This is a genomic window from Candidatus Methylomirabilota bacterium (assembly GCA_035709005.1).
Lineage (GTDB): Bacteria > Methylomirabilota > Methylomirabilia > Rokubacteriales > CSP1-6 > 40CM-4-69-5.
Genome location: DASTFB010000040.1, coordinates 34,597 through 59,689, shown reverse-complemented (window position 1 = coordinate 59,689; position 25,093 = coordinate 34,597). Strand labels below are relative to the sequence as shown.

The window sequence follows — 25,093 nt, the reverse complement described above, 5'->3', positions numbered from 1 at the left end:
CGGCCTGACTCAGGACGGCAGGATGACCGCCTTGCCGGTAGTCTGGGTATCGAAGACCTTGTAGGCTTCCTCGGCCTGCTCGAGCTTCCAGCGGTGAGTGAAGAGCTTTTCCACGTCCACATTCCGGTCGGCGACGAACTCGGCGCAGTCGGCCTGGCCTTGCCTGGAGAAGGTCCAGGAGCCCACCAGCGTCACCTGCCGGCGCAGCAGGTCCGGACTGACGTCCAGCGTCACCTGGCCGCGCTCGCCGACGAAGCACGCCGTCCCCCACGACCGCACCGCGCGCACCGCGGCGGCGCGAGCCTCCGGCGCCGAGGAGGCGTCCAGGGTCTTGTGCGCGCCCTCGCCGTGCGTGAGGTCGCGGATGGCTTTCACCACGTCGGTCGCCTTCGGGTCGAGGATCTCGTGCGCGCCCAGCTGGCGGGCGAGCTCGCGCCGCTCGGGCGCGGTGTCGACGGCGATGACGCGCGCGCCCATCACGATGGCCAGCTGCGTCGCCGACAAGCCTACCGGCCCCTGGCCGAAGATGGCGATCGTCTCACCGCCCTGCACGTTGAGCCGCTTCAGGGCGCCCCAGGCCGTCCCCGTTCCACAGGCGATCGCCGCGCCCGTCACGAAGGAGAGCGCTTCCGGCAGCGGCACCAGCGTCGACACCGGCACCCTCATGTATCGGGCGTGCGCGCCGTGCCCACCCGAGCCGTAGACCACCGCTCCCGCGAGGCACATCTGCGTCCAGCCCGCCCGGCAGTGCTTGCAGCTGCCGCAGCCTTCATAGTGGTGGTTCATCACGCGCTGGCCGGCACGGGCTTCCTTCTCGGTGACGCCGGCCCCCACCGCGGCGACGACCCCGCAGGGTTCGTGGCCCGCGATCACGCCGGCCACTCGCCTGATGCCGCCGGTCACCGCCCCGGCCGGCTGGGCCGGGGCGCGATAGTTGTGGAGGTCGCTGCCGCACATGCCCGACGCCTTGATCTCGAGGATCACGTCGCGCGGGCCTGGTGTCGGATCGGGGAATTCCCTGAGCTCGAGCTTGCGATCCCCGAGAAACACGACGCCCTTCATGACGACCTCCGTTGGTGGACTCAGCACCTTCTGCGCTTGTGTGGCCTGCGGGACCGGGCTCGTCGGCGGCTGGTTCCACCACTCTCAGACGTTGAGGGTCCCGCCACTGATTGTCTCTTGCGGCCAAGGCCGACTTGATCGCCGATTTCGTCACCTTCGCCATGATCGGCTCCTGGCCAGGCGGCCTTACGGGAAGAAGATGCGAAGGCCGAACGAGAAGAGCAACGAATCGAGCTTGACGTCGCTCGTGCGGCCCTCCAGCCGGATCTCGTGGCCCCGCGAGATCAGGTACTTGGCCTCCATCCCGAGGGCGATGTTGGAGGCCACGAAATACTCCACACCGGCGCCGAGCGCTCCCACCACGTCCCAGGTATTGCCGTCGATGTCGATGTCGAAGTCGAACACCGGCTCTTTCTGGTCGTTGATCTCGGTGAAGCTGACGCCCACCCCGGCCAGGGCGTACGGGGTGAGGCGTCCCTGGCGCAGGGGGTACCGCAGGCGTAGCTGCGGCACCACGGTGTAGATCGCATACTCGGCCACGGTGTTACCCCGCGGCAGCCCGTGGAGCTTGAGGTTGAGCTCGTACCCGTCCCCGGCCAGCTCCAGGCTCAGGTGCCGGCCCAGATTGACGCCGAGCCCCACGCCGACGAGCTGCTGGAGCATGCTGCCTTCGATGTGCGGGTTGAGATCATCGTCCAGGAGCAGCGCGCCGCCGATGCGAATGCCGAGATAGCCGCGGACGGCGTCGGTGTCGGCGGCGGCAGCCAGCCCCGGCCGCCCCAGCGCGGCGATGAGCGCCACAGCCGCCAACAGCCCCGCCGACCGGAGACACCGCCGCCGGCACCTCAGCTCACGACCTCGCGATAGATCCCGTTGCCCATGGACGACACCAGCGGGAAGAATACCGACGCGGCGAACCCGTGGCAACCGCCGCCCCTATCGGCCTTACCCGGGGTGACCGTCGTCGGTGGACGCGCCTGGTCTCCGGCGGAGGTCGCCGAGGTCGCTGGCACGCAGTTTGAGTGCGTCCAGCGATCGTGGCGACCGTACGGCCCCTTCGGCAGGCTGCAGCCAGCCCCCACGCACCCGACGAGCGCATGTCCATCTGGAAGCTCGGCGGCCTGAGTGTGCTCGAGCTCGGCAAGCGCGTGTGGCGGGAAGCGAACCAGGACGAGATCTTCGACCGCGCGGCGGGCCTGTCGTACTACTTCGTGTTCGCGCTGTTCCCGGCGTTGATGTTCCTCACCGCCCTGCTCGGCATGCTGCCCATACCGGATCTGATGAACCGGCTCATGGCCTACGTCGAGCAGGCGATGCCCCCCGACGCGGCGTCGATGGTCCAGAAGACGCTGGGAGAGATCGTGGGGGGTGCGCGGGGCAGCCTGCTCTCGATCGGTGCGCTCGCCGCGCTGTGGGCGGCCTCGGGCGGCGTGGTGGCGATGATGACCGCGCTCAGCATCGCTTATGACGTGCAGGACAACCGGCCCTGGTGGAAACGCCGGGTGATTGCCATCGCCCTGACCTTCGGGCTGGCCATCGTGATGCTCTCGGCGGCGGTGCTGCTGGTATTCGGCGGCACCATTGGCCGATTCCTGGGCGACACGGTCGGCCTCGGTAATCTCGCCGTCACCGTCTGGAACGTCGTCCAGTGGCCGCTCGCCGTGGGGTTCGTCGTGTTCGGTGTCGCCCTCCTGTACTACGCGGCGCCGGCAGTGGAACACCGGAAGTGGTACTGGGTGACGCCCGGCTCCCTGGTCGCGACGATCGCCTGGATCGCCATGTCGCTCGGCCTGCGGCAGTACGTCTCCCACTTCGGCAATTACACGGCGACGTACGGCTCCATTGCCGGCGTGATCCTCCTGCTCCTGTGGTTGTACCTCACGGGCGTCGTGCTCCTGCTGGGCGGCGAGGTGAACGCCGAGATCGAGCACGCGGCGGCCGAGCGCGGGGCCGCCACGGCCAAGGCCAAGGGCGAGCAAGCGCCCGGCGTCGCCAGCAAGCCGGCCCCGTAGGCCGCCTAGCCCTTCACACCGGAGCCGCCCGTCGTCGTCCGGCGGTGACTGCGGCGTCGGCGGTTCCGAGCGTCGCGCGCCAGGCGGCTCCGACCACGGTCAGCTCGTCAGGCATCGCAGCCAGGGACGTACAGCCGGCTCATCCGACGCGGTCCGGCCGCGACAGGAACTCGGCGGTCGTGGAAACGATTCGGAGGTGCCCGGGACCGCCCTTGGCCTGCCCGTAGTAGCGTGTGCGGAACCGCCACTTGCGGATGTTCGCCAGCTCCGCTCGCAACGCCCGGGGCGAGGTGTAGTACTTCGCGCCGATGCGGAGCAGGATCCGCCAGGGCGGCAGTCCTCGCCGGACGGTGGCGGTGCCTCGCAGACGGAGGACCCGATCCGTCCGGCCTGAGCCTTCGCCGCTGAACAGCAGCACCAGCTCGGGATGTCCGGCGATGTTCCGACTCGTCCAGCTCTCCATTCCGGTCGCGATGAACAACGTCCCACCGTCGACCACGAACCAGAGCGGGGTGATGAACGGACGCGCGTTCGCCGAGCGCGTCGCCACCAGCGCGACCATCGAGTGGCGGAGGAAGGCCCGCACCTGGGGATGGACGGGCGAGAGCACCGGTCACACCTCCCGCAGGGCGCCGTAGTCCCAGGCGTGGATACGGCGCGGCTCGACCAGGTACCAGGCGAGCGCGTCCGTCTCCCCCGACGCTGCGCGATCGATCCGCCTGGCCCGGCCCCGTACGGAAATACCACGGAGCTCGAACCAGGACTGCCCGTCGTCGATCACCAGCACGACCTCCCGATTGCCCAGGTCCGTCGCGGCCTGGGGGAAGATGCCGAATCGATAGGTATCGCCAGCGTATCGAGCCCGGACCGGAAGGACCTCGACTTGATCGCGGTCGACAAAGGCCACGGTGGCCCGCGGCGGCTGTTGGCGCAGATCGTCGAGGACGGCCGGGTCGACGTCGCGAGTCACTCCGCGCCTCGGGTTCCCATCACGGCTTGTCATCGCCTCGCGCCTCCCGCCGGAGCAGTCGTTCGTGCTCTCTCGGGCGATCATCTCATCGGTTGTCTGCGCCTTGCCGGGCAAGATCGAGACCCTCGATCGGGGCGCGCGCTGTGGGTGTACGCTTCGCACCGGAGAGACGCGGCGACTGGATGGCGGAACGACGGCAGGACTCGGGGTGACGGTGCAGACGCTGCAGTCCGTGTCGCGGTCGCTCGGCGCGCGCGGCGACCGGCTCGCCATGCTGATCTTCACGCGGCAGGGCCTCGAGCGGTGGTCGTTCTCGGCCCTCGACGAACACGTCCGCCGCCTCTCGGCGGGCCTCGCCCGGGCCGGCGCGACGGGAGAGCCGATCGGGCTGTTCGCCCCCAGCAGCCCGGAGTGGGTGGTCGCCGCCCTCGCCGTGCTGGACGCCGCCGCCGTGCTGGTGCCCATCGACGCCCACGCCCGCGGCGACGAACTGGCCCACCTGGTCCGCGACAGCGGGATCCGGCGCATCTTCACCGCGCAGGAACATCTGCACGAGCTGGAGGCCGCCGGGCTGCGCGCGCGCCTGGACATCTTCTTGCTCGACACCGACGAGCGGGACGAGCGGAGTTGGCGTCGGCTGCTCGCCGGAGACGGGGACGCGGGGACGGCGGCGCGGCGGGACGATCGGGCAGCGATCTTCTACACGGCGGGGACGACGGGCGTGCCGAAAGGGGTGCCCCTCACCCACCGCAACTGCGCCAGCAACCTGGCCGCCATGCTGCAGGAGAACCTGGCCGGACCGGACGATCGCGTGCTCGTGCCCCTGCCCTTCCACCACGTCTACCCGTTCATGATCGGCGTCATGCTCGTGCTGGCGACCGGCGCGGTGCTCGTCACGCCCGCGGGTCTCACGGGCCCGCAGATCGTCCGGGCGCTGCACGAGGGAGAGGTGACGGCGATCGTGGGCGTCCCTCGCCTCTACGAGGCGCTGGTGTCCGGCCTGGAGGCTCGAGTCAAAGGGCGCGGGCGGGTGGCCACGGCGCTCTACCGTGGCGCGCTGCGGCTCTCCAACCTGGCGCGACGCGTGACGGGGCTGCATCTCGGCCGCAGCCTGCTGCGCGGCGTGCGGGGGGCGCTCGCGCCGCACGTGCGCGTGGTGGCGTCCGGTGGCGCCGCCCTCGACCCCAGGGTGGCGAGCACGCTGGAGGCCCTGGGCTGGGACGTCGCCACCGGCTACGGCCTCACGGAGACCTCGCCGATCCTGACACTGAATGTCCCGGGCCGAAGCCGCCTGCACACCGCGGGCCGTCCGCTCGCCGGCGTGGAGCTGAAACTGGACGACCCCGACGGCGACGGCGTGGGCGAGGTGCTGGCGCGGGGCCCAGGCGTCTTCGCCGGCTACCTCAACCTGCCGGACAGGACCGCCGAGGCGTTCACCGACGGCTGGTTCCGTACCGGAGACCGCGGCCGCTTCGACGGCGCGGGCTACCTCGAGCTCGTGGGGCGCGTCTCGGAGATCCTGGTCCTGGCGGGCGGCAAGAACGTTCCGCCCGAGGACCTGGAGCGGCAGTACGCCGCCGAGCCGGCCATCCGCGAGATCGGCCTGCTGCTGCGCGCCGGCCGGCTGGCCGCCGTGGTGGTTCCCGAACCCTCCGAGGTGCGACGCCGTGGCGGCCCCGTCGAGCCGCCGGTGCGCGACGCCCTGGGCGCGGTGTCGCGGCGTCTGCCCACCTGGCAGCGCGTCGGCGAGTACGCGATCACGCACGAGGCGCTGCCGCGCACGCGCCTGGGGAAGTTGCGGCGCCACCTGCTGGCTGACATCTACGAGCGCGCCCGGCGCGGCGAGCAGACGGAGCCCGGCGCGCGTCGGCCGGCCCGTGTGGACGAGCTAGGAGCCGACGACCGCGCGCTGCTGGCGCAGCCCGCGGCCAGGGCCGTGTGGGACTGGCTCACCGCCCAGTACCGGCACGAGCGGGTCACGCCGGACACGAGCCTGCATCTCGACCTCGGCGTCGACTCGCTGGAGTGGCTCAACGTCACCGTCGCCGTGCGGGAGCGCGCGGGCGTTAACCTCACCGAGGCCCAGATCGCGACCGTCGAGACGGTGCGCGATCTGCTGTGGGCGGCCGTCGAGGCGGCGGGCACGGGCGCCGTCGGGCCAGTCGCGGATCCTCTGGAGCATCCCGAGGAGGTGCTGGACGCCGACGAGCTGCGATGGCTCGAGCCGGTTAGCGGGCCCGTCCGCGCGCTCGCTAGCGCTCTCGACGCGATCATCCGCGCCGTCGTGCGAGGTGCTTTCGCCGTGCGCGCCGAGGGCGGCGAGCGTCTGCCCGCCCGGGGCCAGGTCGTGCTGGTGCCGAACCACCGCAGCTACCTCGATCCATTCGTGCTGGCCGCGGTGCTCCCGCGGTCCTGGCTGACAAGGACGTTCTGGGCCGGCTGGGCGCCGCTGCTGTTCCGTAACCGCCTCATGCGGTTCTTCAGCCGCCTGGCGCGCGTGGTGCCGGTGGACCCCGAGCGCGGGGCGCGCTCCCTGGCCATGGGAGCCGGCATCCTGCGCCGCCAGCACAATCTCGTCTGGTTCCCCGAGGGTGGCCGCTCGCCGACGGCCAAGCTTCAGCCGTTTCAGCCCGGCATCGGCATGCTCCTCGAGCACTTTGGGGTCCCGGTTGTGCCGGTCTTCATCGACGGTACGGAGCGCGCCCTGCCCCCCGGACGCGCCCTGCCGCGGCGCGCGCGCGTCAGCGTCGTGTTCGGCGCGCCGCTGGACCCGCGAGAGCTCGCCACCCGGGGCCGCGGCGACGACGCCGCGCACCGGATCAGCGACGCGCTGCGCGACGCGGTGGCGGCACTGGACCCGCAGATGCCGCGCGCTCGAGCCGGCGCGTCGCCTGACCGCCCGTCTCAACGGTAAGCGCAGGGCGGGACCGCCGTGCGGAACGGCGCCTGGGTGAGATGGCCGCCGGGCGGGAACAGGCCGAGCTGCCGAGGCGCCGGGGCCGCCGCCAGCCGGTGACCGCGTAGCTGGAGGTAATAACCGGCGCGCACCGTGTCGATGCCGAGGCGACGCAGGTCGCGCGGGTCGCGGATCCGGGCGTGCCGCCGGGCCTGGACGAGGGCGCGGGCCGCCTTGGGGCCGACGCCCGGGACCCGAAGCAGAAGCTCGAGGGGCGCGCGCATGAGCTCCAGCGGAAAGCGCTCGGGGTGAGCGAGCGCCCACGCGGTCTTGGGGTCGTGCTCGAGGGGCAAATTGTCATCGGCCTCGAATGCCAGCTCATCCACCCCAAAGCCGTACTCGCGCAGCAGGTGCTCGGCCTGGTACAGACGCGCCTCGCGCGCGGCCGGGATGGGCGCCAGGCCTTCGAACGGCGTCCCCGCCACGGGCTGAAAGGCGCTGAAGTGAGCGTGGTGGAGCAGGCGCTGGGCCTCCAGCCGGGCGACCAGCCGGAGCACTTCGCGGTCGCGCTCCCCCGCGGCGCCGACTACGAACTGCGTGGTGACGCTACCGCGCGGCCCCGGCCCGCCCTCCTCGCGGGTCTGACGGTACAGGCGGCCGGCCAGCTCGAGCTTGGGCAACAAGTCGCCCGAGAGATCCTTTTCCGTGGCCAGCGTGCGGACGTGCGCGTCGGTCGGGCCTTCGAGATTCACCGAGATCCGCGTGGCCAGCTGCGCGGCCGCCTCGACCTGCGCGGTCTCGGCGCCGGGCAAGAGCTTGACGTGGATGTACCCGGTGAAGCGCTCCCGGCCGCGCAGGATCTCCAGCGTCGCCAGCATGCGATCGGTTGCGCGGGTGGGCCGACCGGGGACGCCGGAGGTCAGGAACAGGCCGTCGGCGAGCCCCTTGCGGTTCAAGTCCATGAACGTGGTGGCGACCTCCTCGGGGCTGACGGTCGCGCGCGGGACGTCGCCACCGCAGAACATCGGGCAGTACCCGCACGACAGCGAGCAGGCGCTGGTCTGCATGACCCGCATGAGGTTGACCGAGCCGCCGCCGGGGAGCCGGGCCTGGGCGATCCCCATGGATGCGACGGGCCGGCCGCTGACCGGCACGGACCGGCGATGGGTCGGCATGCCCTGCTCGCGATCGGGCAGCGCCGCCTCGGCGAGGAGCTCCATACGCCGGCGGAGGTCCATGGCGACTATATACCAAACAATTGACGAGTAATCCATCCAAGCCGGGTTTCTGGCTTGCCGCGAGCGCCGGGAGGGAGTAGAGCGTCACGACATGACCCGACATTTCGGCGTGCTGATTCCCTCCACCAACCGGACGGTCGAGATCGAGTCCCGGCTCTTGCCCGCCACCTACCAGGCGCACTTCGGGCGCCTCAAGTCGAGCGGCGGCAGTTTCTCGCCCAGCCGCGACGAGGACATCGACTATCAGTCGCAGCTGTTGGGGACGGCGAGAGTCGAGCTGGTGATCCTCGCCCAGACCTCGGCCAGTCTCTTCGCCGACGACTACGACGAGATCGTGACCAAGCGGATGAGCGTCGGGGCCGGCGCGCCGGCCATCACGTCGGCGCAGGCGGTCGGCCGCGCCGTGCGGGCTCTCGGCGCGCGCCGCATCGCCATCGTGTCGCCCTATACAGAAGAGGTGGGCCAGCGCGCCGCCCGCTACTTCGAGACGAAGCACGCACTCCACGCGGTCGCCGTCGAAGGCTTTCGCGCCACCGACGCCTATGCGATCGGCCAGCTCGGGCCCGAGCACGCGCTCGAGGCCTTTGCCCGGATCGATCGGCCGGAGATCGAGGTGTTCGTGGTCCCCGGGGGCAATTTCCCGACGATGTCGTCGGTGGCCTCCTGGGAACGGCAATTCAACAAGCCGGTGGTGACGACGAATCAGGCGTCGTTCTGGGCGATGTTGCGCGCGTTCGACAGCGCCGACCGCCTGCCGGCCTTGGGCCGGCTCCTCGCCGAGCTGCCGGCCGGCGCCTCATAGCATCGTACCGACGTTCGGCGCGACCGCGATCTCCATCTCCGTCAGCGCCACGACCTCTTGGGGAGTGAACCCCGGCGCCACTTCATCCAGGACGAAGCGGTTCCGCTCCCGGCGCAGCAGCGCCAGGTCGGTCACCACGTAGCTGACACAGGCTTTGCCGGTCACCGGATAGCTGCACTCCCGCCGCAGCTTGGGCCGGCCCTTGCTGTCCACGTGCTCCATCACGATGATGAGCTCGCAGCGTCCGGACAACAGATCCATGGCGCCGCCGATGCCCCCACGCCTGGCATCCGCCGTGCTCCAGTTCGCCACGTCGCCCTGCTGATCTACCTCGTAGGCGCCCAGGATGACCGTGTCGATCCGGCCGGCGCGCGCCATCTCGAAGGACGTGACGCTGTCGAAGAACGACGCGCCGGGGGTCAGGGCCACGAACTGGCCGGCGGCATTGTAGACATCCGGGTCGATCTCGCGCTCGTCGGTGACCATGCGGCCATAGCCGAGGACGCCGTTCTCGGCGTGGAGAATCACCTCGCGGCCGTGGAGATAGTTCGACACCATGGTGGGGATGCCGACGCCGAGATTGACGTAGGTGCCGTCCCGGACGAGCCGGGCCGCGGTCCTGGCGATCCCCTCGCGTGTCAGCGCCGGTTTGCCGCCGTACAGGCGCGGCTGATCCGCGGGCCGGCGGACGGGCCGGCGCCAGGTCTTGCCGTCGACGACGTGCGTCGTCTTGACGACGCGTGACACGAAGATGCCGGGGAGATCGACGAGCTCGGGAGGAATCTGGCCGGGCTCCACGATCTCATCCACCTCCACGATGGCGACCCGCGCGGCCTTGGCGAAGCTGGGATTGAAGTTCTGGCTGCCGCCGCGGAACTGGACGTTGCCGAGACGGTCGGCCCGATACCCCCGCAGCAGCGCGTAATCCACGCGGATGGCGTACTCGAGAACGTGCGGCTTGCCGTCGAAGTGTCGGATCTCCCGCCCCCCCGCCAGCGCGGTGTCGACGCCGGTCGGCGAGTAGAAGGCCGGTATCCCGGCGCCGCCCGCGCGGCAGCGCTCCACCAGGATCCCCTGGGGAACCAGCTCGACCTCCAGCTTCCCGGCCGCGATCTGCTGCTCGCTCGCCGTGGGCGTGCCGGGCCGCACCGAGAACGCCGCAATGAGCTTCCTCACCTGGTTGTTCTCCGCGAGGATCTGACCGCGGGTCGCCCCGGCGTCACCCAGGGAGTTGCAGACGACGGTGAGGTCCTTCGTGCCCTGGTCCCGCAGGGCGCAGATCAGGCTCGTAGCGAAGCGGTGCCCGACACTGAAGCCGGCGATGGCCACCGTCGCGCCGTCGGCGATGTCGGCGACGGCCTGTTGGGGCGACTCGACGATCTTGTTCATGGCAAGCGCTCCGGCCGGGGTTACGCGGCTCGTTTCGGCCATGCCGGCGGGTGGTAGCCGAGCGGCACCGTGGGCCGGGCCCAGTACGGGGGCGTTTCGGAGAGGCGCAGCACCGGCCGCAGATGGCGCAGCCGACCGACCGGGGTCTCGCTCGTCATCGACCAGCGCTCGAGCTCCAGCGGCGTGAACTCCTTCGGCACGTCCTTCAGCTCGGCCGCGGGCACCTCGCCGCGACCGACGAGCCACCGGCCGACCTGCGCGAGCGAGATCCGCACGAGCCAGCTGCCGCCCTCGCGCGCGCGACGCGCCAGGGCGACCAGCGCGCCGAAGGCCATCAGATAGCCGGTCAGATAATCGATCGCCGAGACCGGATAGAATTGCGGGCCTGGCTCCGGGCCGGGGAACAGCTCGCCCTGGCGGCTGCTGATGCCGCTGACCGTCTGCACGACCGTGTCGAAGCCGCGGCGCGACGCCCACGGGCCGGCATGGCCGAAGGCCGACAGCGACACGAACACGAGGCCCGGGCGCAAGCGGGCCAACTCCTCGGGTGAGAAGCCGCGATTGCCCAGGGTGCCCGGCCGGTAGCCCTGGGAGAACACGTCCGTCTCGCGCACCAGCCCCCTCAGGATCTTCACATCGCTCCGCTCTCGGAGATCGAGATGGGCCGAGAGCTTGCCGTGACCGGTGTCGTACTCCTGGTAGCCGATGTTCGGCAGGTGCGCCGCGGTGATCTTCAACACGTCGGCGCCGTGCTCGGCGAGCGTGCGAGCGCAGGTGGGCCCGGCCAGCACTCGCGTGAGGTCGAGCACCCGGATGCCCGACAGCGGCCGGTCGCCGTCGGGGAGCTTCTCCGGCGGGCTGTCGCCGATCTTGACGATCTCCATCAGCGGCAGCGACGCGATCGCGGCGGCCTGCGGGTGCCGGGCCCACTCGTCCCCGGTGCGCACCATGCCGCCCGCCCCGTTTGCGACGATGATAGCCTCCTCGAGCTCGAGGGCGTCCCACCTGGCCACGGCTCGCCGAACCGCCTCGCGGTCTTCCGCCACGCCGAGCACGCGGAGGGCGGCGGCCCGGTGGTTCGGGAAGTTGCAGTGGAGGTAGCTGAAGCGTCCATTCCGGGCTGGATAGACACCCATCACGACGTTGCGCTCGGTCGACACGTCCGCTCCGTTCATCTGCAGATAGTGCCCGCTACGGAGCGAGGCGGTCGCCTGCCGGGTGTCGACGGCCACCTCCTGGGAGCGTCCGGTCCGCAGGGCCCACACGTCCGAGACGGCGAGGCCGACCGCCGCCAGGGCAGCCGCGGCGGTCTCGCCGATGCGGAACGGCGTGGGCAAGATCGGATCGGTGCCGCCGGCGATCTCGACCGCGCGGGCGCGCTCGTCGTCCCAGCCGGCGACCGCCAGGATCGTACGCAGCGCGTGACTGGTCATGGTCGGAACTCCTCAGGAGCCGATCCGGTTAGCGGCGCGCTCCGGCTTCGCCCGGGCGCGCCGAACGTGGGCGGCATGGGGGCCATGTCGGGGCCCCCATGTCAATCAAAATCCGACAGATCGATCGCATCCCCCATGGCGCGGTAGCCCAGGTCGCTCGGGTGGAGGTGGTCGCCACAATCGTAGATCGGCAGCATCCGGGTCGGATGGTCGGGATCCCGCAAGGCCCGGTCGAAATCGGCGATGGCGTCGAAGGCGTCGGTCTTGCGCAGCCACTCGTTGACTTCCTGGCGGATCGCCTCGCGCTTCGGATTCCAGGCGCCGGGCAGGAAGGTTTCGTTCTCGAATGGCGTCAGGGTGCCGCCGATGACCCTGACGCCGCGCGCGTGGCCGCGCAGGGCGAGCTGCTTCAGCCCGGCGATCACCTGGGGCGCGGTGACTTCTTCTTCGAGTTTGCCGTGACGGTTCCGCAGATCGTTGGTGCCCAGCATGATGATGGTGTGGGTGACGCCGGGCTGGGCCAGCACGTCGCGGTCGAAGCGGCGCAGACCGCTATCGCCCCGGATGTCGTGCAGGACCCGGTTCCCGCCGAGCCCCTGGTTCATCACCGCCATCGGCCGCCCGCCCGGCCGGGCCAGGAGGCGGCGCGCGAGCTGGGAGGGCCAGCTGTGATGGCCGTCGTGGGTCGAGATGTTGGCGTCCGTCAAGGAGTCGCCGAGGGCGACGACGGCGCCCGTCTCTCGCGGGGCGATGACGTCGACCCCGCAGACGAAATACCAGTCGTCGGTGAGGCGGCCGACCGGCATGCGCTCGTCGGCGGTGAAATTCCCCGGCGGCGAGATGTAGTTGGTTTGCCGCGCGTAGCGCCCCGTGATGCCGAAGCTCACCGGCAGGTCGTCGGGCAGATGCACGCTGACGGCCAGGTCCGACAGCGGCGCGACCACGAGATCGACCGGATCGCTGACGATGAGCGCGCCCGCCGCGACCGTGGCGCTGGTGGCGCCGGCGAACGTGAGCTGCCGGTACGAGCCCGGCACAAGCGCCGGACCGGTGCTGCGCAGGCCAATCGACGCCGCGCCGATCGCCAGCGGCCTGGCGCCGTGCGCGTTCGAGATGCGCACGCGTAGCCGGCTGCCCCCGAGACTGACCCGCGGAATCATCCGCAGGGTATGGTTGCTGAAGGCCGCGCCTTCCGCGGGCGCGGGTGCCGCCGTCCAGGTCCCGACCCAGCGCGTGGTGTCCGTCATGGCCGCGAGCATAGCAGGGCCCGGGTCACTCTTTCACCTCGAAGAGCGCCAGGCAGGTTCAGCGCAGGGTGGCGGCGATCTGTCGAAGCTGGGCCGCCGAGTGCTCGCCGGCGAACGGCGTTCCGGGCACCAGATGCTTGCCCATGGTCAGGCCGCCGACCAGGACGGGCTCGAACCCGATCTCGCGAATGAGCATCTCGGCGACCGCGATGGCGTTCGCGTCGTCCCCAGCGATCGGAACCCCGACCGGCTCGCCCGCGCGATGCGCGAGCTGAGCCAGTCGTGCCGAGCCGATCGCGTTGAAGGCGCGAACGAGGCGCGCGCCGGGGAGGAGCTTGGCCGTGGCCAGCCCGGCCCCGCCCTGTTCCCTCACCCACGTGACGAGCGCCTCACCGTCACGCCGCGCGATCGGGTTGCTCACGTCCATCACCAGCCTTTTCGTCGCCAGGGCGGTGGCGTGCACCTTTCCGATCTCATCCATCGCGCTGTAGGGCACGACGACCACCACGACGTCCCCGAAGGCGATGGCCTGCGCGACGCTGCCGGCCTGCGCCAGCGATCCCAATCCGGCGACCATGTCCTTCAACCGCTCGGGATTCCGGGACGAGAACATAACCCGGTGTCCAGCCTTGACCAACAGCGCCCCGAGGGCACTGCCCTGGCGGCCCGCGCCGATCATCCCGATCTTTGCCGGCGCCTGTGCCCCGGCCAGGCGCGGCCCCGGCGCGAGCGCGATGATAGCCAGGCCGCTTCCGGCAAAACGTACAAAGTCTCGACGGTCACGGTCGGCGGGGTCATTCCGCGTCATGGAAGTCTCCGTTCCCGGATGCTCGCCTGCGCTCCGGACGGACCCAGGGTACACCGAGCGCCAAGCTTGACTTGCGCGCTTCCGCCGCCGACACTCTCGACCATGCGGGTCATCCTCTATGACCGGGCATGCGACTGCCCGTCCTCCGAGCTTGCCCGGCGCGCTCTGACGCGGGCGGGTGTCGAGTTCGAGCGCCGCCCCCTGGACACGCACCCGGTGGACCACGCGGGCGCGGTCGCCCTTGCCCGCAGCGCCCGGCGTCTCCTCGTCAAGACAGGCGACGGCTTCATCGAGCACGATGCCGCGGCCGAGCCCGTGGACGATGCACAAGCGCTCCGGTGGCTTCTCCACGAGGACGGCCTCCTGCGCGTGCCGGTACTCGTGCTGGGCGACACGCTGGTGCGTGGCTACACCGACGAGTTGTACGAGCGTGCCCTGGCCTCCCTGTCGGCGCGCTCCGGATCCTGACCTAGCCGGGAGACTTCCGCCTGACTGGCGGTCTTCCCTGCGCGCCGCCGCCGGAATCGCCGCTCTGCCCATGAGTGACGCCACGCTCCCGGACACCCTGAATGTTCTGGTGACGATGCCCTTCGACGAGGCCAAGCTCGACCGGATGCGGGCGGTATCCCCGCGCGTCACCGTGACCCGCGCCGACGCCCAGACGGCCGACTACGCGCGCGCCGACGTCCTCTACGCAGGGACGGTCCCCGCCGACCTGGTGGGCGGTGGCAACGGACGCTCGCGCGCGCCGCGGCTCAAGTGGGTGCAGCTTCACATGGCCGGGGTGGACGCGTTCCACACTCATCCCGTCTACACGCAGAGCGAGGTGCTGCTGACGACCACGAGCGGGGTGCACGCTCCGGCGATCGCAGAGTACGTCATCACGGTGCTGCTGGCGCTCGCGCATCGCGTCCCCCGCATGGTGGAGTGGCAGGCCAAGGGCGTGTGGCCGCCCGACCGGCAGCGCTGGCCCCTCTTCGTGCCCACGCCGGTGCGGGGCGCAACGCTGGGCATCATCGGCTACGGCAGCATCGGGCGGGAGCTCGCGCGCATCGCCAAGACGGCCTTCGCCATGACGGTGCTCGCCTGCAAGCGCAATGTGGCGCGCCGGGCCGACACCGGCTATCGCCTGCCCGGCACCGGCGACCCCGACGGGGCTCTGCCCGACGAATGGCTCGCGACCGAGGAGCTCTCGGTGCTGCTGACGCGAGCAGACGTCGTGGTCCTGTGCGCGCCGCTGACATCAGAGACCCATGGGATGATCGACGCCGCCGCGCTGGCGGCAATGAAACCGTCTGCCTATTTCATCAATGTGGGCCGCGGGGCCAGCGTCGACGAGTCCGCCCTCGCCCGGGCCCTGGCCGAGCGGCGGATCGCCGGGGCTGCCGTCGACGTGTTCGCCGAGGAGCCCCCGGCGGCGGGCCACCCGCTCTACGCCCTCGACAACGTCATCGTCTCGCCGCACGTGTCGGGCTTCATGCCCGGCTACGACGAGGCCTGCACGGCGCTGTTCGCCGAGAACCTGCGTCGCTATCTCGCCGGCGCGCCGCTCCTGAACCTGGTCGACCGCGCCCGCGGTTACTGAGGTCCCCGCGTTCTCCGCTCCACCGCGCGTGAGACGCCCGTCCAACTTGCACTTCGGGGCTTTTTACCGGAACCTGTAACCAGAAGGGATGGCAGGAAGATACCTTATGCGGTTGAAGCTCGGCCTCGGGGCGCTCGCTGCTGCGATTTTGCTCAGCGTGCCGGCCGCTGCCCAGCGGGTCGATGCGCCGGCCTCTGGCGGCGGAGGGGCTTCCGGACTGCGAGAGATTCGCCCGTCGGCGCCGAGCCCCGCTCGCCCGGCGGCGCCGAGCCCCGCGGCCCCGCCGGCATCGAGTGGAGAGTACCCGTCTGCCCAGGCGCGTCCGGGGTTCGAACGCCCGGCAGCGCCGAGCGGAGGAACTCCGGCGCCGGGTGGCGGAGGACCCGCGCCCGCCCAGTCGGCACCAGCGCGTCCGGGATTCGACTACACGCCCGCGCCGGGCGGATCGCGTCCGCGCCACGACCACGGGGTTGTCGTGGGATTCGGCACGTACTGGTGGGGCTGGCCGTATTCCTACTGGGATCCGTACTATCCCTACTATCCCTACTATCCGTTCTATCCGTTCTATCCGTACTATCCCTACGCTCGTTCCTATCCCTACTACACGTACAGCGCTCCCGCGGTCGTGGAGCCGCCTGTGTACGTCGAGCAGGCCCGTCCAGGCTACTGGTACTACTGCGCCAGCGCACGCGAGTACTACCCGAAGGCGGCCAAGTGTCCGGAGCCTTGGATCCCGGTCGCCCCGAAGCCCGGTGCCGGCTAGGCCCAAGAGGTGATGCCATGTCGTTGAGGTTTTCCGTGCTTGCCCTCGTCGCAGCAGTGCCGCTGGCCGCGTGCACGATGGCTCCCCGCGTAGTCGCGCTCCCCGGCACGGGAAAGACCTTCGAGCAGTTCACCGCCGACGATACCGCTTGCCGCACCTGGGCCTCGCAGCGGCAAGGCTCGAGCAGCCAGTGGCAGTACGACATGGCGTACACGCAGTGCATGTACAGCCGGGGCCACCGGGTGCCCATCTCGGGCGGGCAGTACGTGTCGCCGGGGGCGATGCCGGCAAGCACCCTGCCCGCCGATGCTCCGCCCCCGCCCCCGGGCACGCCGCCGCCCCCGCCCCCCGGACCCTCGCGGTAGCGCCGTCCAACGCGCCGGACCGCTAGTGTCCTGCACGCATCACGACACACCAGGGAGGACGAGCTGATGGACCCCAACGCGAAGAGGACCGCGCTGCGGATGATCCCCTATGGCCTGTACGTCCTCACGGCCGCGAACAAGAGCGGCCAGGTGTCCGCCGCCACCGTGAACTGGGTCACGCAGGTCGCGTTCGAGCCGCCGCTCGTCGCGGTCGGCGTCAAGGTCGACTCGCACGCGCACTCGCTCATCAAAGAGACGAACGCCTTCGCCCTCAACGTGCTGGGCAAGGGGCAACAGGCCCTCGCGTACACCTTCTTCAAGCCGGCCGAGGTCGCCAGCGGCAAGCTCTCCGGCGAGCCATTCCGTGCCGGGACGACCGGCGCGCCCATCCTGACCAACGCCCCCGCGTTCGTCGAGTGCACGCTCGAGGCGACGGTCGAGAAGGGCGATCACTCCGTCTTCGTGGGCCGCGTGGTCGAGGCCGGCATCGCGAAGTCGCCCGACGGCCGTCCGGACGACGCCACTCTCTGGCTCAAGGAGCTCGGCGACAAGGTCTTCTACGGCGGCTAACGACGGCCGCTGCCGACCGACCTATCAGGCGGGTTTGCCAGCCGTCTTGACGAGAGGCTGGGACAGGATCCACAGGCTGCTCACTGTGTACAACACCATCAGCACAAGCATCGGGATCTGGCTCCGAAGAGCCTTGCGCGCGTCGCCGTAGACCCGCAGCGCCATCATGTGCGCCAGGCAGACGGCGGACTCAACGTCGGTCCGGATGCGCACGTTCTTGGCCAGCGTATTCGGATACGGCCGAATCCCCGAGCAACCGGTCATCAGCCCGATGGCGAGAACCGCGAGCGCAATCCTGAGACGATTCGCCACGGTAACGTCCAGACCAGACTCACGCCCGATGCGGATGGCCCGCTCTAGCTCTTGGTCATATCCGGACAGCCGAGATCTTCCCCGGTGGCCCACGCCCTGACCGCTCGAATCAAGACCCCGTGACCAACGGAGGGCCTGAACATCTGCACTTTCGTCCGGCGCTGATCCACCGGGTAGGCATCGGCCACGAGCAGGTAGTACCCTCCGGCGGGCTCCTTGGTCACCTTCAAGACACCCGCCTTGTGATGCTGCTGCACGTGTAACTCGGCTCTCTTCTCGGTCACCACAACGGTCGGATTGAACTCGGTGACGATGACCTGGTAACTGGTGGTGGTTCGCGACGTGGTCCTGACCGTCACCTCCAGACATTCGGGCGCTTTCTTTCGAAATGTCGCCGCCACATCGCGAAACGGGCGATCGACCTCGAACGTCTCGGTCTTGGCCATGAACGCCCCCGGGACAGCTCGACGAAACTCCTCCGCTGTTTGTGGATGATGAGTGACACAGCCGCTCAACAATACCGACACGAGCGCACCTGCCGAAATCATGGACAGCCTCATCACATTCTCCGTTCTCCAAAGTCTATCTATTCCTGACACTCTCCCGGCGTGGGAGTCAAGAAATGGGGCGTGTCAAATGGGCTCCCGGAGGGGCTCGCGCGAGGGCGATGCCTTCCGGGCCCCGGGCGCGACGATCCCTGCACCAACGGGAAGCAGGGCGGCGCGCTCGCCTTGCCAGGAGATCGGAGAAGGGAGACAATCCAGCGCGCCGTAGCGTTCCGACGGACGATCACGATCCCGGAGTACGCACGGAGCTCACCGGCGTCGGCCGCCTCTGACCCGGCCACGTGATGAGAGTCGCTCGAGACCACAATGGACACGGAGGAGCAAATATGGATCGACCACGTGCCCGTCGATGGCACGGCCTCGCGGGTCTTCTCAGTGTGGCGATCCTCACCCTGCCGCTCACCAGCCCCGCCCAGACTCCCCGTGCGCGAGCCAAGGTATGGCACATCGGGCTGTTTCACGTTGGGCTCGACCACGTCCCACCATCGGTTCCGGCCCTACGCCAGACACTTGCTGAGCTCGGCTACGAGGACGGCAAGAACATCCGCTTCGATTTCCGAAACCAGAAGGACGAAGAAGCCGCACGGCGTACCGCCCACGACTTCACCCGTGAGCGTGTCGATTTGATCGTTGCGGTCGAGAACCAGGCGCTCCGCGCGGCGGTGGCCGCCAAGACCGATACGACGATACTATTCCTGCACGTCCTTGATCCGATCGGTGGCGGATTCGTGCGGAGTCTCGCGCGCCCGGGCGGGAACATCACCGGCTTCGCCTCGCCGGAGCTGATCGCCAAGCGGCTCGAGCTGTTCAAGGAAGCGCATCCGAACCTGCGACGGGTCCTGAGCCTGGCAAATTCGAAGGACCCGACCTCGGATCCCCAGCTGGCGGTGGCGCGTCGCGCGGCGCAGGCGCTTGGCCTCGTCCTGGTCGAGCGCACCGTGTCGACCCTGGCCGAGACCGAACGCGTCTACCGTGCCCTCCAACCGGGCGAGGTCGACGGCGTGCTGGTTGTCGCGTCGAGCTTGCGGACCACCTTCTCCAACGCTCTCATCCGCTTGAGTGTTGAACACCGGCTGCCAATCGTGGGGCACCGCAGGGAGTGGGCAGAGCGAGGGGCGCTGCTTTCCTACGGCGATGACTTCGCCGCCGTCGGCCGGGCCGCCGCCAGCTACGTCGACAAGCTGTTAAGAGGGGCCGCGCCGGCTGATCTCCCGGTGGACGAACGCTCGGGCATCTTGTTGACGGTGAACCTGCGGACCGCGAAGGCGCTCGGAATCACGGTTCCGCCATCGATCATCACCCGCGCCAACGAGGTGATCGAATAAACAAGCGCTGCTTAGGTGGCGGCCTACGATCAAGGGCACCCTCGTCATCGGCATCGTCCATGGCGCTATCGTTGGGGAACGGCTCACGACGATGCTTGATCGCCGACGCCGGCCATCACAGGCGACCCGTCCACAGTCGATCGTGTGCCACGACCACGGCGCGCATGCCGGACCAGCCGCGCTCTCGGGCCGCGCGACGCGCAGCCGCGATCATCTCCTCGGGATCCTGACTCGACGCGGGCACGACTAGCGGCAGCACGCCGCGCACGACGGCCAGTCGCCGACAGATCTCCGGGTCGCCGGTCAACGCGACGATCGGCTGCGCGGGACGATGCTTGGCGGCGAAGCGGGCCGTCTCGCCGGTCCGGGTCACCGTCACGACGACGTCGACGCTGCGATGGGCCGCGAGCTGACACGCCGCCTGGACCACCGCCTCCTCGTCGCTCCGGGGCAACTCCGCCGGCGCGCCGGGCGGTCGCGGGCCCTGGAGCGCGCCACGTTCCGTCTCCAGCGCGATGGCGGCCATGACCTGCACGGCACGCACCGGGTGCCTGCCGATCGCCGTCTCCTCCGACAGCATCACCGCGTCACTCCCGTCCAGGACAGCATTGGCGACGTCGGCGACCTCGGCCCGCGTCGGTTGCGGCGCGGACACCATCGAAAAGAGCATCTGGGTGGCCGTGATGACCGGCTTGGCCCGCCGGTTCGCCTCAGCGATCAGATGCTTCTGCACGATGGGAACACGGGCGAACGGCGTCTCGATGCTGAGATCGCCGCGGGCGATCATGATTCCGTCGGCGGTGTCGAGGATTTCGTCAAAGTGGTCCAGGGCCGCCTGGGTCTCGATCTTCGCGATCACGGGCACCTGGCCGCCGAGGCACTCGATGTGGGCCCGGGCGGTTCGCACGTCCTCGGCCCATCGGACGAACGACAGCCCGAGGTAGTCGATCCCCTGCTCCAGGCCGACGCGCAGATCACCCAGGTCCTTGTCACTGAGAATGGGCAGATCAGGCAGCCCCGAGGGGACGTTGACGCCCTTGCGGCTGCCGAGACGGCCGCCGACGACCACCTGGCAATGAATATCTTCGGCGGTGACGCGCTCGACGCGGAGGTGGATGACGCCATCGGCGAGCAGCAGCGTATCGCCCACCTTGACCGCGGCGGGAAGCCCCGCGTACGAGACAGACACGCGGTCACGGGAGCCCTCGACCGGGCGCGTCGTGAGGGTGAACCGGCGACCGGCCTCGAGCTCGACGCTGCCGTGCGCCAGCGTGCCGATGCGGACCTTTGGGCCCGCGAGATCCTGGAGGACCGCCGTGGGGATGCCGAGCTCTTTGCTCAGTGCGCGGATCTGGGCGAGGACGGCCCGGTGCTCCGCCGGCTCACCGTGAGAGAAGTTGAGCCGGGCCACGTTCATCCCGCCCTCGAGGAGTGCCCGGAGCTGCGCCGGGGACGACGTGGCCGGGCCGATGGTGCAGACGATCTTCGTCCTCCGCTCGATACCGGGGATCTTGTTCATTCGCCTTCCGCGCGCCGAGGATTTTACGTGACCTCCGTGAGGAAAGGGTCAAGGGGGGCGAGACCGCAGATCGGCCGACCACGCCGAGCCGGTGTGACGGCCGCGCCCGTCCCCGGCACCGACGTGGAGTTGACGGCCACGCGGGTCGCGGCCTTCGCGCCGTGCGAGCTGAGCGCTAGCCCGCCGCCCACCAGAAAGGCGAGCACCCGCAAGGTGGGGTCGAAGTCGGCGAAGGCCGTGGCCGCAAGGACGGCGCCCGGTACGCGGATGAACGTGTGGATCGCGTCCCACGCCGAGTCGACCATCGCGATCTTGTCGGCAAGAAACTCGACCAGGTACAGCGCCGCCGCGACACCGATCACCCACCAGTCGGACAGCACCACGAGGTCGCCCGGCAGGCGGGACAGGCCATCGTCGTCAGCCAGTCCACGGCGCAGTCGCTCCTCTCTCATTGAGCCTAACCCGACGGTCAACGAGGTAGGGCCGCTCGTTCCCGACCGACAGCCCGCTCCGCCCCTGTGGTGGCGGCGCCGCCGCGCAGCAGCGAGGAGGAGTCCGGACCCTGTCACCGGAGGCGAAGGTGCTCTGTACGACCCGCGCGCAGTCCCAATGCCAGAGGAACGGCCGTGGCGCAGAGCACCGCCATCACCAGGAACCCCTGCGCGCCGAGCCTCGCATAAAAGCCTCCCTGACGCGGCGGTCAGCAGGGCCGTGGTCGCCGTGGCGCCGACCGCGTACGTCGCCTGCGCCGTCGCCGCAAGGTGCTGGGGGACGATCGCCACGATGAGGCGCATGCAAGCGAGATGTAGCGCTGCGAACGTGACCCCATGCAAGGGCTGCACGAGGGCGAGGGCCACCGCCTGGGTCGTGGAGGCCATCACCACCCAGCGCAGAACCCCGGCCGTCGCCGCGAGCACCACGACCCTGGCCGGGCCAAGGCGCGTCACCAGCGCAGGACCGACCAGCACGAAGAGCGTAGAGAGCGATGAAACGGAGCAGCACGCTCATCGGCCGTCGTGCTCACCGGCAAGAATACACCGGCGCCAATCCACGGCGCTGAGGCTCCTGCGCCCGGACGTGAGGTTACGGGACGCGACACCACCCCACCAAGCCGCTCGGTACCGCGGTAGGATCTGATCAACCTCAAGGCTGGCGTCAACCCGTTAGCGGCAAACACCCAGCATCTTGATACAGGGGAGGTTAGCATGCAACGTGTATCGGTCCGCGCATTCGGGCTCGCCGTAGCGTTCATCGTCACAGGCATCATCGCCATTCACGTGACGCCTCAGGCCTCCGGCAACGGGCAAAAGACCGTGGACATCAGGAACGGCAGTAGAATCCGTTTCCCTGACGGTTGCAGTTTCTACATGCCGATCCCCTCTCGACATGATCGGACGCTGTTCGTCATGTCCGTGACGCCTCCCGTCCGGTAGTTCTCTTCTTTTCTGCATTCGAGGATGGCACACGTCCTGCTGCCGGCCGCCCGATGAGAGGAGACCTGATGCCTCTTCGTGTTCCGAAGCTTCCGATTCGCCTGCTGCTCGCGGCCCTCCTGACTGCACTCTTGGCGCTCTCCGCAGGCGCGGCCCAGCAGCAAACGTTTGGCCGGCTGTTTCCCGAGCTCCCAGCCTATGATGCGCCCACCGACGCGGCATTGGACGCGCTCACCGTCGCAGGCGGGCCACTCGCCGATGATGGGGATGGCAGTGGTAACAACCCGGATCGGGTGCCGGCCTTCTTCACCTACTTCGGGCAGTTCCTCGATCACGACCTGACGCTGGATAGTCTTCCGCTGCCGGTGGACTTCGTAGACCCCACCACGATCCCCAACGACCGGGATCAACGCCTGAACCTCGACAGCGTGTACGGCAATCGCAAGAAACCCAATCCCGCGCTGTACGAGGCAGCTGGCGAGCACCTCAGGATCGGTGGCCCCGATGGCCTCGACCTGCCGCGCAATCCCGACGGGTCGGCGATCATCGGAGACCCCCGTAACGATGAGAACCAGATCATCGCCCAGATCCATGTCGCGTACCTGCGCGCCCACAACAAGCTGATCGACGATGGCTTCAAGTTCAAGGACGCCCGGCAACTGATGGAGTGGCGCCACCAGTGGATCGTCGTCCACGAGTTCCTGCCCGAGGTGCTCGACCCCGACGTGTACGAGGACGTCTTCATCGCGTCCGGGAACGGCACCGTCCGCAAAATCCGCACTCGCTACTACGATCCGAAGAAGGCCGCGAAGGCCGAGATGCCGGTGGAGTTCTCGGTCGGCGCCTATCGCTTCGGCCACTCTCAGGTGCGCGCGGCCTACCGCCTCACCGAGGCTGGGTCCTTCATCCAGGTGTTCAACCCCGCCGCGTCAGACGACCTTCGGGGCGGTCGGCCGATCACGTCCGACCATGTGATCTTCTGGCCCAACTTCGTGAACGTCGACGGGTTCCCTCTGGCGGTGAATGTCAGCCGGAAGATCGACACGCTGCTGTCGGCCGGCCTGTTCACGCTACCGATCCCGGGTGCGGAGGCGAGCGGTTCGGCCATTCTGGCCAAGCGCAACATCCAGCGGGCCCGTGAGTACGGGCTGCCCAGCGGACAGGCGGTCGCCGAGCGTCTCGGCCTCCGCGTCTTCACCAACGAAGAGATCGCCGAGGCGATTCCTCGGTTGGCAGCCCTGCGTGACGATCCTGCCTACGAAGAGCAGACGCCACTGTGGCTCTACATCCTGGCCGAGGCGGAAATCGTCCATCAGGGAGCGAAGCTGGGCCCGGTCGGCAGCCGCATCGTGGCCGAGGTGATCGGCGGGCTGCTGGCGGCCGACAAGAACTCCTACATCCGAAAGGGCTTTGTGCCTGAGGGCGGATCGTTCCGCGTGAAGGACTTGCTCCGCGAGGCCGGGGTCGTGCAATGAGGTGATCTGCCTGCAGGCGGGGGTCAGCCCCGGTTCCGCACATCGGAGCCGGGGCTACCGTCTCACCCTTGTGCCCCGCCTTCTCGCTGCCTGCGCAGGAAATCCTGGAGATCCTGCATCAGCTTCTCGGAGTCCAGCTCTCCGCCAGGTAGCGGTGGCGGCTCCTCGCGTGCCTCGGCGTCGTATTGCTGCTCCAGCTGCCGCACGTGCTCTCGGGTCGCGCGGTCCCGAGCCACCGCCTGATCACACTGCGCGCGGAACTCCCGGATGGCCTCGGCGAAGTGGGACAGGTCCGGGCTCAGATCGAGCAGGCGCGCCGTGCAGGACACCAGGGCCTGAATCGCCGCCGGGTTCTCGGTATCTTGCAGATAGTGCGGCGCTTGCCCCATGAAGCCGACGTACTGCATTCCCCGTCGCTCCGCGGCGTCCAGCAGGGCCGTCGAGATACCGGTCGGTCCTTCGTAGGTCGGCGGACGGTACATGCCCCATGCTTCGAGCAACGAGCGGGTGGAGGCGTCGCTGCAGCGGGCTGTGACACGCACCGGCCGCGTATGAGGAGCGCCGGCCAGGAGGGCTCCGAGCGAGACGATCCGTCTCACCCCACAGCGCTCAGCCACGTCCAGGAACGCCTTGCTGTAGGCGCGCCAGCGCAGATGTGGCTCGGGGCCGCTGAACAGCAGGAGGCCGTCACGGCCCTGCCCTGGATGCCACGAGAAGAACTCGCTCCGCGGCCAGTGAATGTCACGACCCCCATCGGCCTTCAACCGGACCTCGGGGCGTTCCAGGGTGAACACGAAGAATTCTTCAGGGTCGATCCGGGCGAGTCGTGTGGCCCCCAGGTCTCGGGCCAGGTGTCGCAAGGCGCCCGTCGCCGCCCGGCCGGCATCGATCCATCCCCCGAATGCCATGACCATCGTCGTCAACCCGGCCGGCGGCTCGCGCTCGAACTGCACGTTATCCATGGCGATCCTCTGAACCTCTCAGGGGTGCGGTCCCCACGGCGCCGCGGTCAGCAGCTTGACCTCCTGGGACACGACCAGGGGCCGGAATTTCGCGGCAAAGCCTTCGATGAAATCCTTGTTGGCGAACACCGACGCCCAGTGCGCGCGCCGGTCGGCATCGTCGTCGAACTTCCACAGATGGACGAGCTGGTTGATCGTGCCCGTGTCGGCCTGGAAGTAGCCGATCAGCTTCTTGTCCTGGCCGCCCTTCTGGAGCGCCGGGAACCCGAACTCCGTGTACAGCTTGACCGCCTCGGCCATCTTGCCGACCTGAAGGGTGTAGGTGCGTAGCTCATAGACCGTCATGGCGACTCTCCCTGTT

24 protein-coding genes are annotated in these 25,093 nt (G+C 69.4%); 9 read left to right on the top strand and 15 right to left on the bottom strand.

Features of this window, described 5'->3' with window-relative positions:
• Nucleotides 1-9 precede the first annotated feature (9 nt).
• Together VFR64_05980 and VFR64_05975 are read right to left on the bottom strand one after the other, a co-directional pair.
• Nucleotides 10-1,062: a zinc-binding dehydrogenase gene (locus VFR64_05980; protein ID HET9489282.1), complete on the bottom strand. Its 1,053-nt coding sequence runs from the start codon at nucleotides 1,060-1,062 to the stop codon at nucleotides 10-12.
• A gap of 186 nt (nucleotides 1,063-1,248) precedes the next feature.
• Nucleotides 1,249-1,863: a porin family protein gene (locus tag VFR64_05975; GenBank protein ID HET9489281.1), complete on the bottom strand. Its 615-nt coding sequence runs from the start codon at nucleotides 1,861-1,863 to the stop codon at nucleotides 1,249-1,251.
• A gap of 296 nt (nucleotides 1,864-2,159) precedes the next feature.
• Here VFR64_05975 and VFR64_05970 point away from each other — a divergent pair, with 296 nt between their 5' ends.
• Nucleotides 2,160-3,074: a YihY/virulence factor BrkB family protein gene (locus VFR64_05970; GenBank protein HET9489280.1), complete on the top strand. Its 915-nt coding sequence runs from the start codon at nucleotides 2,160-2,162 to the stop codon at nucleotides 3,072-3,074.
• Nucleotides 3,075-3,213: 139 nt separating this feature from the next.
• On the opposite strand, the gene VFR64_05965 is transcribed toward VFR64_05970, so the two are convergent.
• Together VFR64_05965 and VFR64_05960 are read right to left on the bottom strand one after the other, a co-directional pair.
• Nucleotides 3,214-3,684: a pyridoxamine 5'-phosphate oxidase family protein gene (locus VFR64_05965; protein HET9489279.1), complete on the bottom strand. Its 471-nt coding sequence runs from the start codon at nucleotides 3,682-3,684 to the stop codon at nucleotides 3,214-3,216.
• Between the two features lie 3 nt (nucleotides 3,685-3,687).
• The gene (locus tag VFR64_05960; GenBank protein HET9489278.1) at nucleotides 3,688-4,044 is read right to left on the bottom strand and encodes a hypothetical protein; all 357 of its coding nucleotides are present in this window, start codon (nucleotides 4,042-4,044) and stop codon (nucleotides 3,688-3,690) included.
• Nucleotides 4,045-4,252: 208 nt separating this feature from the next.
• On the opposite strand from VFR64_05960, the gene VFR64_05955 reads away from it, so the two are divergent.
• On the top strand, nucleotides 4,253-6,958 hold the full coding sequence (locus VFR64_05955; GenBank protein ID HET9489277.1) for an AMP-binding protein: 2,706 nt from the start codon (nucleotides 4,253-4,255) through the stop codon (nucleotides 6,956-6,958).
• Here VFR64_05955 and VFR64_05950 read toward each other — a convergent pair.
• Complete coding sequence (locus VFR64_05950; protein HET9489276.1) at nucleotides 6,949-8,178, bottom strand: hypothetical protein; 1,230 nt, start codon at nucleotides 8,176-8,178, stop codon at nucleotides 6,949-6,951. The two genes, VFR64_05955 and VFR64_05950, sit on opposite strands and share 10 nt — an antisense overlap.
• Before the next feature lie 91 nt (nucleotides 8,179-8,269).
• On the opposite strand from VFR64_05950, the gene VFR64_05945 reads away from it, so the two are divergent.
• Nucleotides 8,270-8,980 carry a hypothetical protein gene (locus VFR64_05945; protein HET9489275.1) on the top strand — a complete coding sequence of 237 codons (711 nt, stop codon included), beginning with the start codon at nucleotides 8,270-8,272 and terminating at the stop codon, nucleotides 8,978-8,980.
• On the opposite strand, the gene VFR64_05940 is transcribed toward VFR64_05945, so the two are convergent.
• The 4 genes from VFR64_05940 to VFR64_05925 all read right to left on the bottom strand — a co-directional run bounded on the left by VFR64_05940 (nucleotide 8,975) and on the right by VFR64_05925 (nucleotide 14,208).
• Complete coding sequence (locus tag VFR64_05940; protein ID HET9489274.1) at nucleotides 8,975-10,369, bottom strand: 3-oxoacid CoA-transferase; 1,395 nt, start codon at nucleotides 10,367-10,369, stop codon at nucleotides 8,975-8,977. The genes VFR64_05945 and VFR64_05940 overlap by 6 nt on opposite strands.
• Nucleotides 10,370-10,389: 20 nt before the next feature.
• Nucleotides 10,390-11,802, bottom strand: coding sequence for a CoA transferase (locus VFR64_05935; GenBank protein ID HET9489273.1), 1,413 nt, complete (start codon nucleotides 11,800-11,802; stop codon nucleotides 10,390-10,392).
• Between the two features lie 101 nt (nucleotides 11,803-11,903).
• The gene (locus VFR64_05930) at nucleotides 11,904-13,049 is read right to left on the bottom strand and encodes an SGNH/GDSL hydrolase family protein (protein ID HET9489272.1); all 1,146 of its coding nucleotides are present in this window, start codon (nucleotides 13,047-13,049) and stop codon (nucleotides 11,904-11,906) included.
• A gap of 58 nt (nucleotides 13,050-13,107) precedes the next feature.
• Nucleotides 13,108-14,208, bottom strand: a complete 1,101-nt coding sequence (locus VFR64_05925) for an NAD(P)-binding domain-containing protein (GenBank protein ID HET9489271.1) — start codon at nucleotides 14,206-14,208, stop codon at nucleotides 13,108-13,110.
• A 187-nt stretch (nucleotides 14,209-14,395) separates the two neighbouring features.
• Between VFR64_05925 and VFR64_05920 the strand changes: the two genes are divergently transcribed.
• From VFR64_05920 to VFR64_05905, 4 genes are all read left to right on the top strand, one after another.
• Nucleotides 14,396-15,442, top strand: coding sequence for a D-2-hydroxyacid dehydrogenase (locus VFR64_05920; GenBank protein ID HET9489270.1), 1,047 nt, complete (start codon nucleotides 14,396-14,398; stop codon nucleotides 15,440-15,442).
• Between the two features lie 475 nt (nucleotides 15,443-15,917).
• Nucleotides 15,918-16,205: a hypothetical protein gene (locus tag VFR64_05915; GenBank protein ID HET9489269.1), complete on the top strand. Its 288-nt coding sequence runs from the start codon at nucleotides 15,918-15,920 to the stop codon at nucleotides 16,203-16,205.
• 35 nt (nucleotides 16,206-16,240) lie between these two features.
• Complete coding sequence (locus VFR64_05910) at nucleotides 16,241-16,570, top strand: glycine zipper family protein (protein ID HET9489268.1); 330 nt, start codon at nucleotides 16,241-16,243, stop codon at nucleotides 16,568-16,570.
• 66 nt (nucleotides 16,571-16,636) lie between these two features.
• The gene (locus VFR64_05905) at nucleotides 16,637-17,140 is read left to right on the top strand and encodes a flavin reductase family protein (protein HET9489267.1); all 504 of its coding nucleotides are present in this window, start codon (nucleotides 16,637-16,639) and stop codon (nucleotides 17,138-17,140) included.
• 24 nt (nucleotides 17,141-17,164) lie between these two features.
• On the opposite strand, the gene VFR64_05900 is transcribed toward VFR64_05905, so the two are convergent.
• On the bottom strand, nucleotides 17,165-17,452 hold the full coding sequence (locus VFR64_05900; protein HET9489266.1) for a hypothetical protein: 288 nt from the start codon (nucleotides 17,450-17,452) through the stop codon (nucleotides 17,165-17,167).
• A 44-nt stretch (nucleotides 17,453-17,496) separates the two neighbouring features.
• Nucleotides 17,497-18,012: a hypothetical protein gene (locus VFR64_05895; GenBank protein ID HET9489265.1), complete on the bottom strand. Its 516-nt coding sequence runs from the start codon at nucleotides 18,010-18,012 to the stop codon at nucleotides 17,497-17,499.
• Between the two features lie 383 nt (nucleotides 18,013-18,395).
• Here VFR64_05895 and VFR64_05890 point away from each other — a divergent pair, with 383 nt between their 5' ends.
• On the top strand, nucleotides 18,396-19,343 hold the full coding sequence (locus VFR64_05890; GenBank protein ID HET9489264.1) for an ABC transporter substrate-binding protein: 948 nt from the start codon (nucleotides 18,396-18,398) through the stop codon (nucleotides 19,341-19,343).
• A gap of 115 nt (nucleotides 19,344-19,458) precedes the next feature.
• Here VFR64_05890 and pyk read toward each other — a convergent pair whose 3' ends face one another.
• A complete protein-coding gene (pyk, locus tag VFR64_05885; GenBank protein HET9489263.1) occupies nucleotides 19,459-20,862 on the bottom strand; it encodes a pyruvate kinase in 1,404 nt (467 codons plus the stop codon).
• 23 nt (nucleotides 20,863-20,885) lie between these two features.
• Nucleotides 20,886-21,314 (bottom strand): DUF4126 domain-containing protein, encoded by a 429-nt coding sequence (locus VFR64_05880; protein HET9489262.1) that lies wholly within the window; start codon nucleotides 21,312-21,314, stop codon nucleotides 20,886-20,888.
• Nucleotides 21,315-22,348: 1,034 nt separating this feature from the next.
• Between VFR64_05880 and VFR64_05875 the strand changes: the two genes are divergently transcribed.
• Nucleotides 22,349-23,770, top strand: a complete 1,422-nt coding sequence (locus tag VFR64_05875; GenBank protein ID HET9489261.1) for a heme peroxidase family protein — start codon at nucleotides 22,349-22,351, stop codon at nucleotides 23,768-23,770.
• Nucleotides 23,771-23,832: 62 nt separating this feature from the next.
• Here VFR64_05875 and VFR64_05870 read toward each other — a convergent pair whose 3' ends face one another.
• Nucleotides 23,833-24,732, bottom strand: coding sequence for a PAC2 family protein (locus VFR64_05870; GenBank protein HET9489260.1), 900 nt, complete (start codon nucleotides 24,730-24,732; stop codon nucleotides 23,833-23,835).
• Between the two features lie 18 nt (nucleotides 24,733-24,750).
• Nucleotides 24,751-25,077: an NIPSNAP family protein gene (locus VFR64_05865; protein ID HET9489259.1), complete on the bottom strand. Its 327-nt coding sequence runs from the start codon at nucleotides 25,075-25,077 to the stop codon at nucleotides 24,751-24,753.
• Nucleotides 25,078-25,093 lie beyond the last annotated feature (16 nt).

What these genes read in the sequence shown, in the direction of transcription:
- VFR64_05980 (HET9489282.1), bottom strand. Translation starts at nt 1,062, where the DNA reads ATGAAGGGCGTCGTGTTTCTCGGGGATCGCAAGCTCGAGCTCAGGGAA.
- VFR64_05970 (HET9489280.1), top strand. Translation starts at nt 2,160, where the DNA reads ATGTCCATCTGGAAGCTCGGCGGCCTGAGTGTGCTCGAGCTCGGCAAG.
- VFR64_05950 (HET9489276.1), bottom strand. Translation starts at nt 8,178, where the DNA reads ATGGACCTCCGCCGGCGTATGGAGCTCCTCGCCGAGGCGGCGCTGCCC.
- VFR64_05945 (HET9489275.1), top strand. Translation starts at nt 8,270, where the DNA reads ATGACCCGACATTTCGGCGTGCTGATTCCCTCCACCAACCGGACGGTC.
- VFR64_05940 (HET9489274.1), bottom strand. Translation starts at nt 10,369, where the DNA reads ATGAACAAGATCGTCGAGTCGCCCCAACAGGCCGTCGCCGACATCGCC.
- VFR64_05935 (HET9489273.1), bottom strand. Translation starts at nt 11,802, where the DNA reads ATGACCAGTCACGCGCTGCGTACGATCCTGGCGGTCGCCGGCTGGGAC.
- VFR64_05930 (HET9489272.1), bottom strand. Translation starts at nt 13,049, where the DNA reads ATGACGGACACCACGCGCTGGGTCGGGACCTGGACGGCGGCACCCGCG.
- VFR64_05920 (HET9489270.1), top strand. Translation starts at nt 14,396, where the DNA reads ATGAGTGACGCCACGCTCCCGGACACCCTGAATGTTCTGGTGACGATG.
- VFR64_05905 (HET9489267.1), top strand. Translation starts at nt 16,637, where the DNA reads ATGGACCCCAACGCGAAGAGGACCGCGCTGCGGATGATCCCCTATGGC.
- VFR64_05895 (HET9489265.1), bottom strand. Translation starts at nt 18,012, where the DNA reads ATGAGGCTGTCCATGATTTCGGCAGGTGCGCTCGTGTCGGTATTGTTG.
- pyk (HET9489263.1), bottom strand. Translation starts at nt 20,862, where the DNA reads ATGAACAAGATCCCCGGTATCGAGCGGAGGACGAAGATCGTCTGCACC.
- VFR64_05880 (HET9489262.1), bottom strand. Translation starts at nt 21,314, where the DNA reads ATGAGAGAGGAGCGACTGCGCCGTGGACTGGCTGACGACGATGGCCTG.
- VFR64_05875 (HET9489261.1), top strand. Translation starts at nt 22,349, where the DNA reads ATGAGAGGAGACCTGATGCCTCTTCGTGTTCCGAAGCTTCCGATTCGC.
- VFR64_05870 (HET9489260.1), bottom strand. Translation starts at nt 24,732, where the DNA reads ATGGATAACGTGCAGTTCGAGCGCGAGCCGCCGGCCGGGTTGACGACG.
- VFR64_05865 (HET9489259.1), bottom strand. Translation starts at nt 25,077, where the DNA reads ATGACGGTCTATGAGCTACGCACCTACACCCTTCAGGTCGGCAAGATG.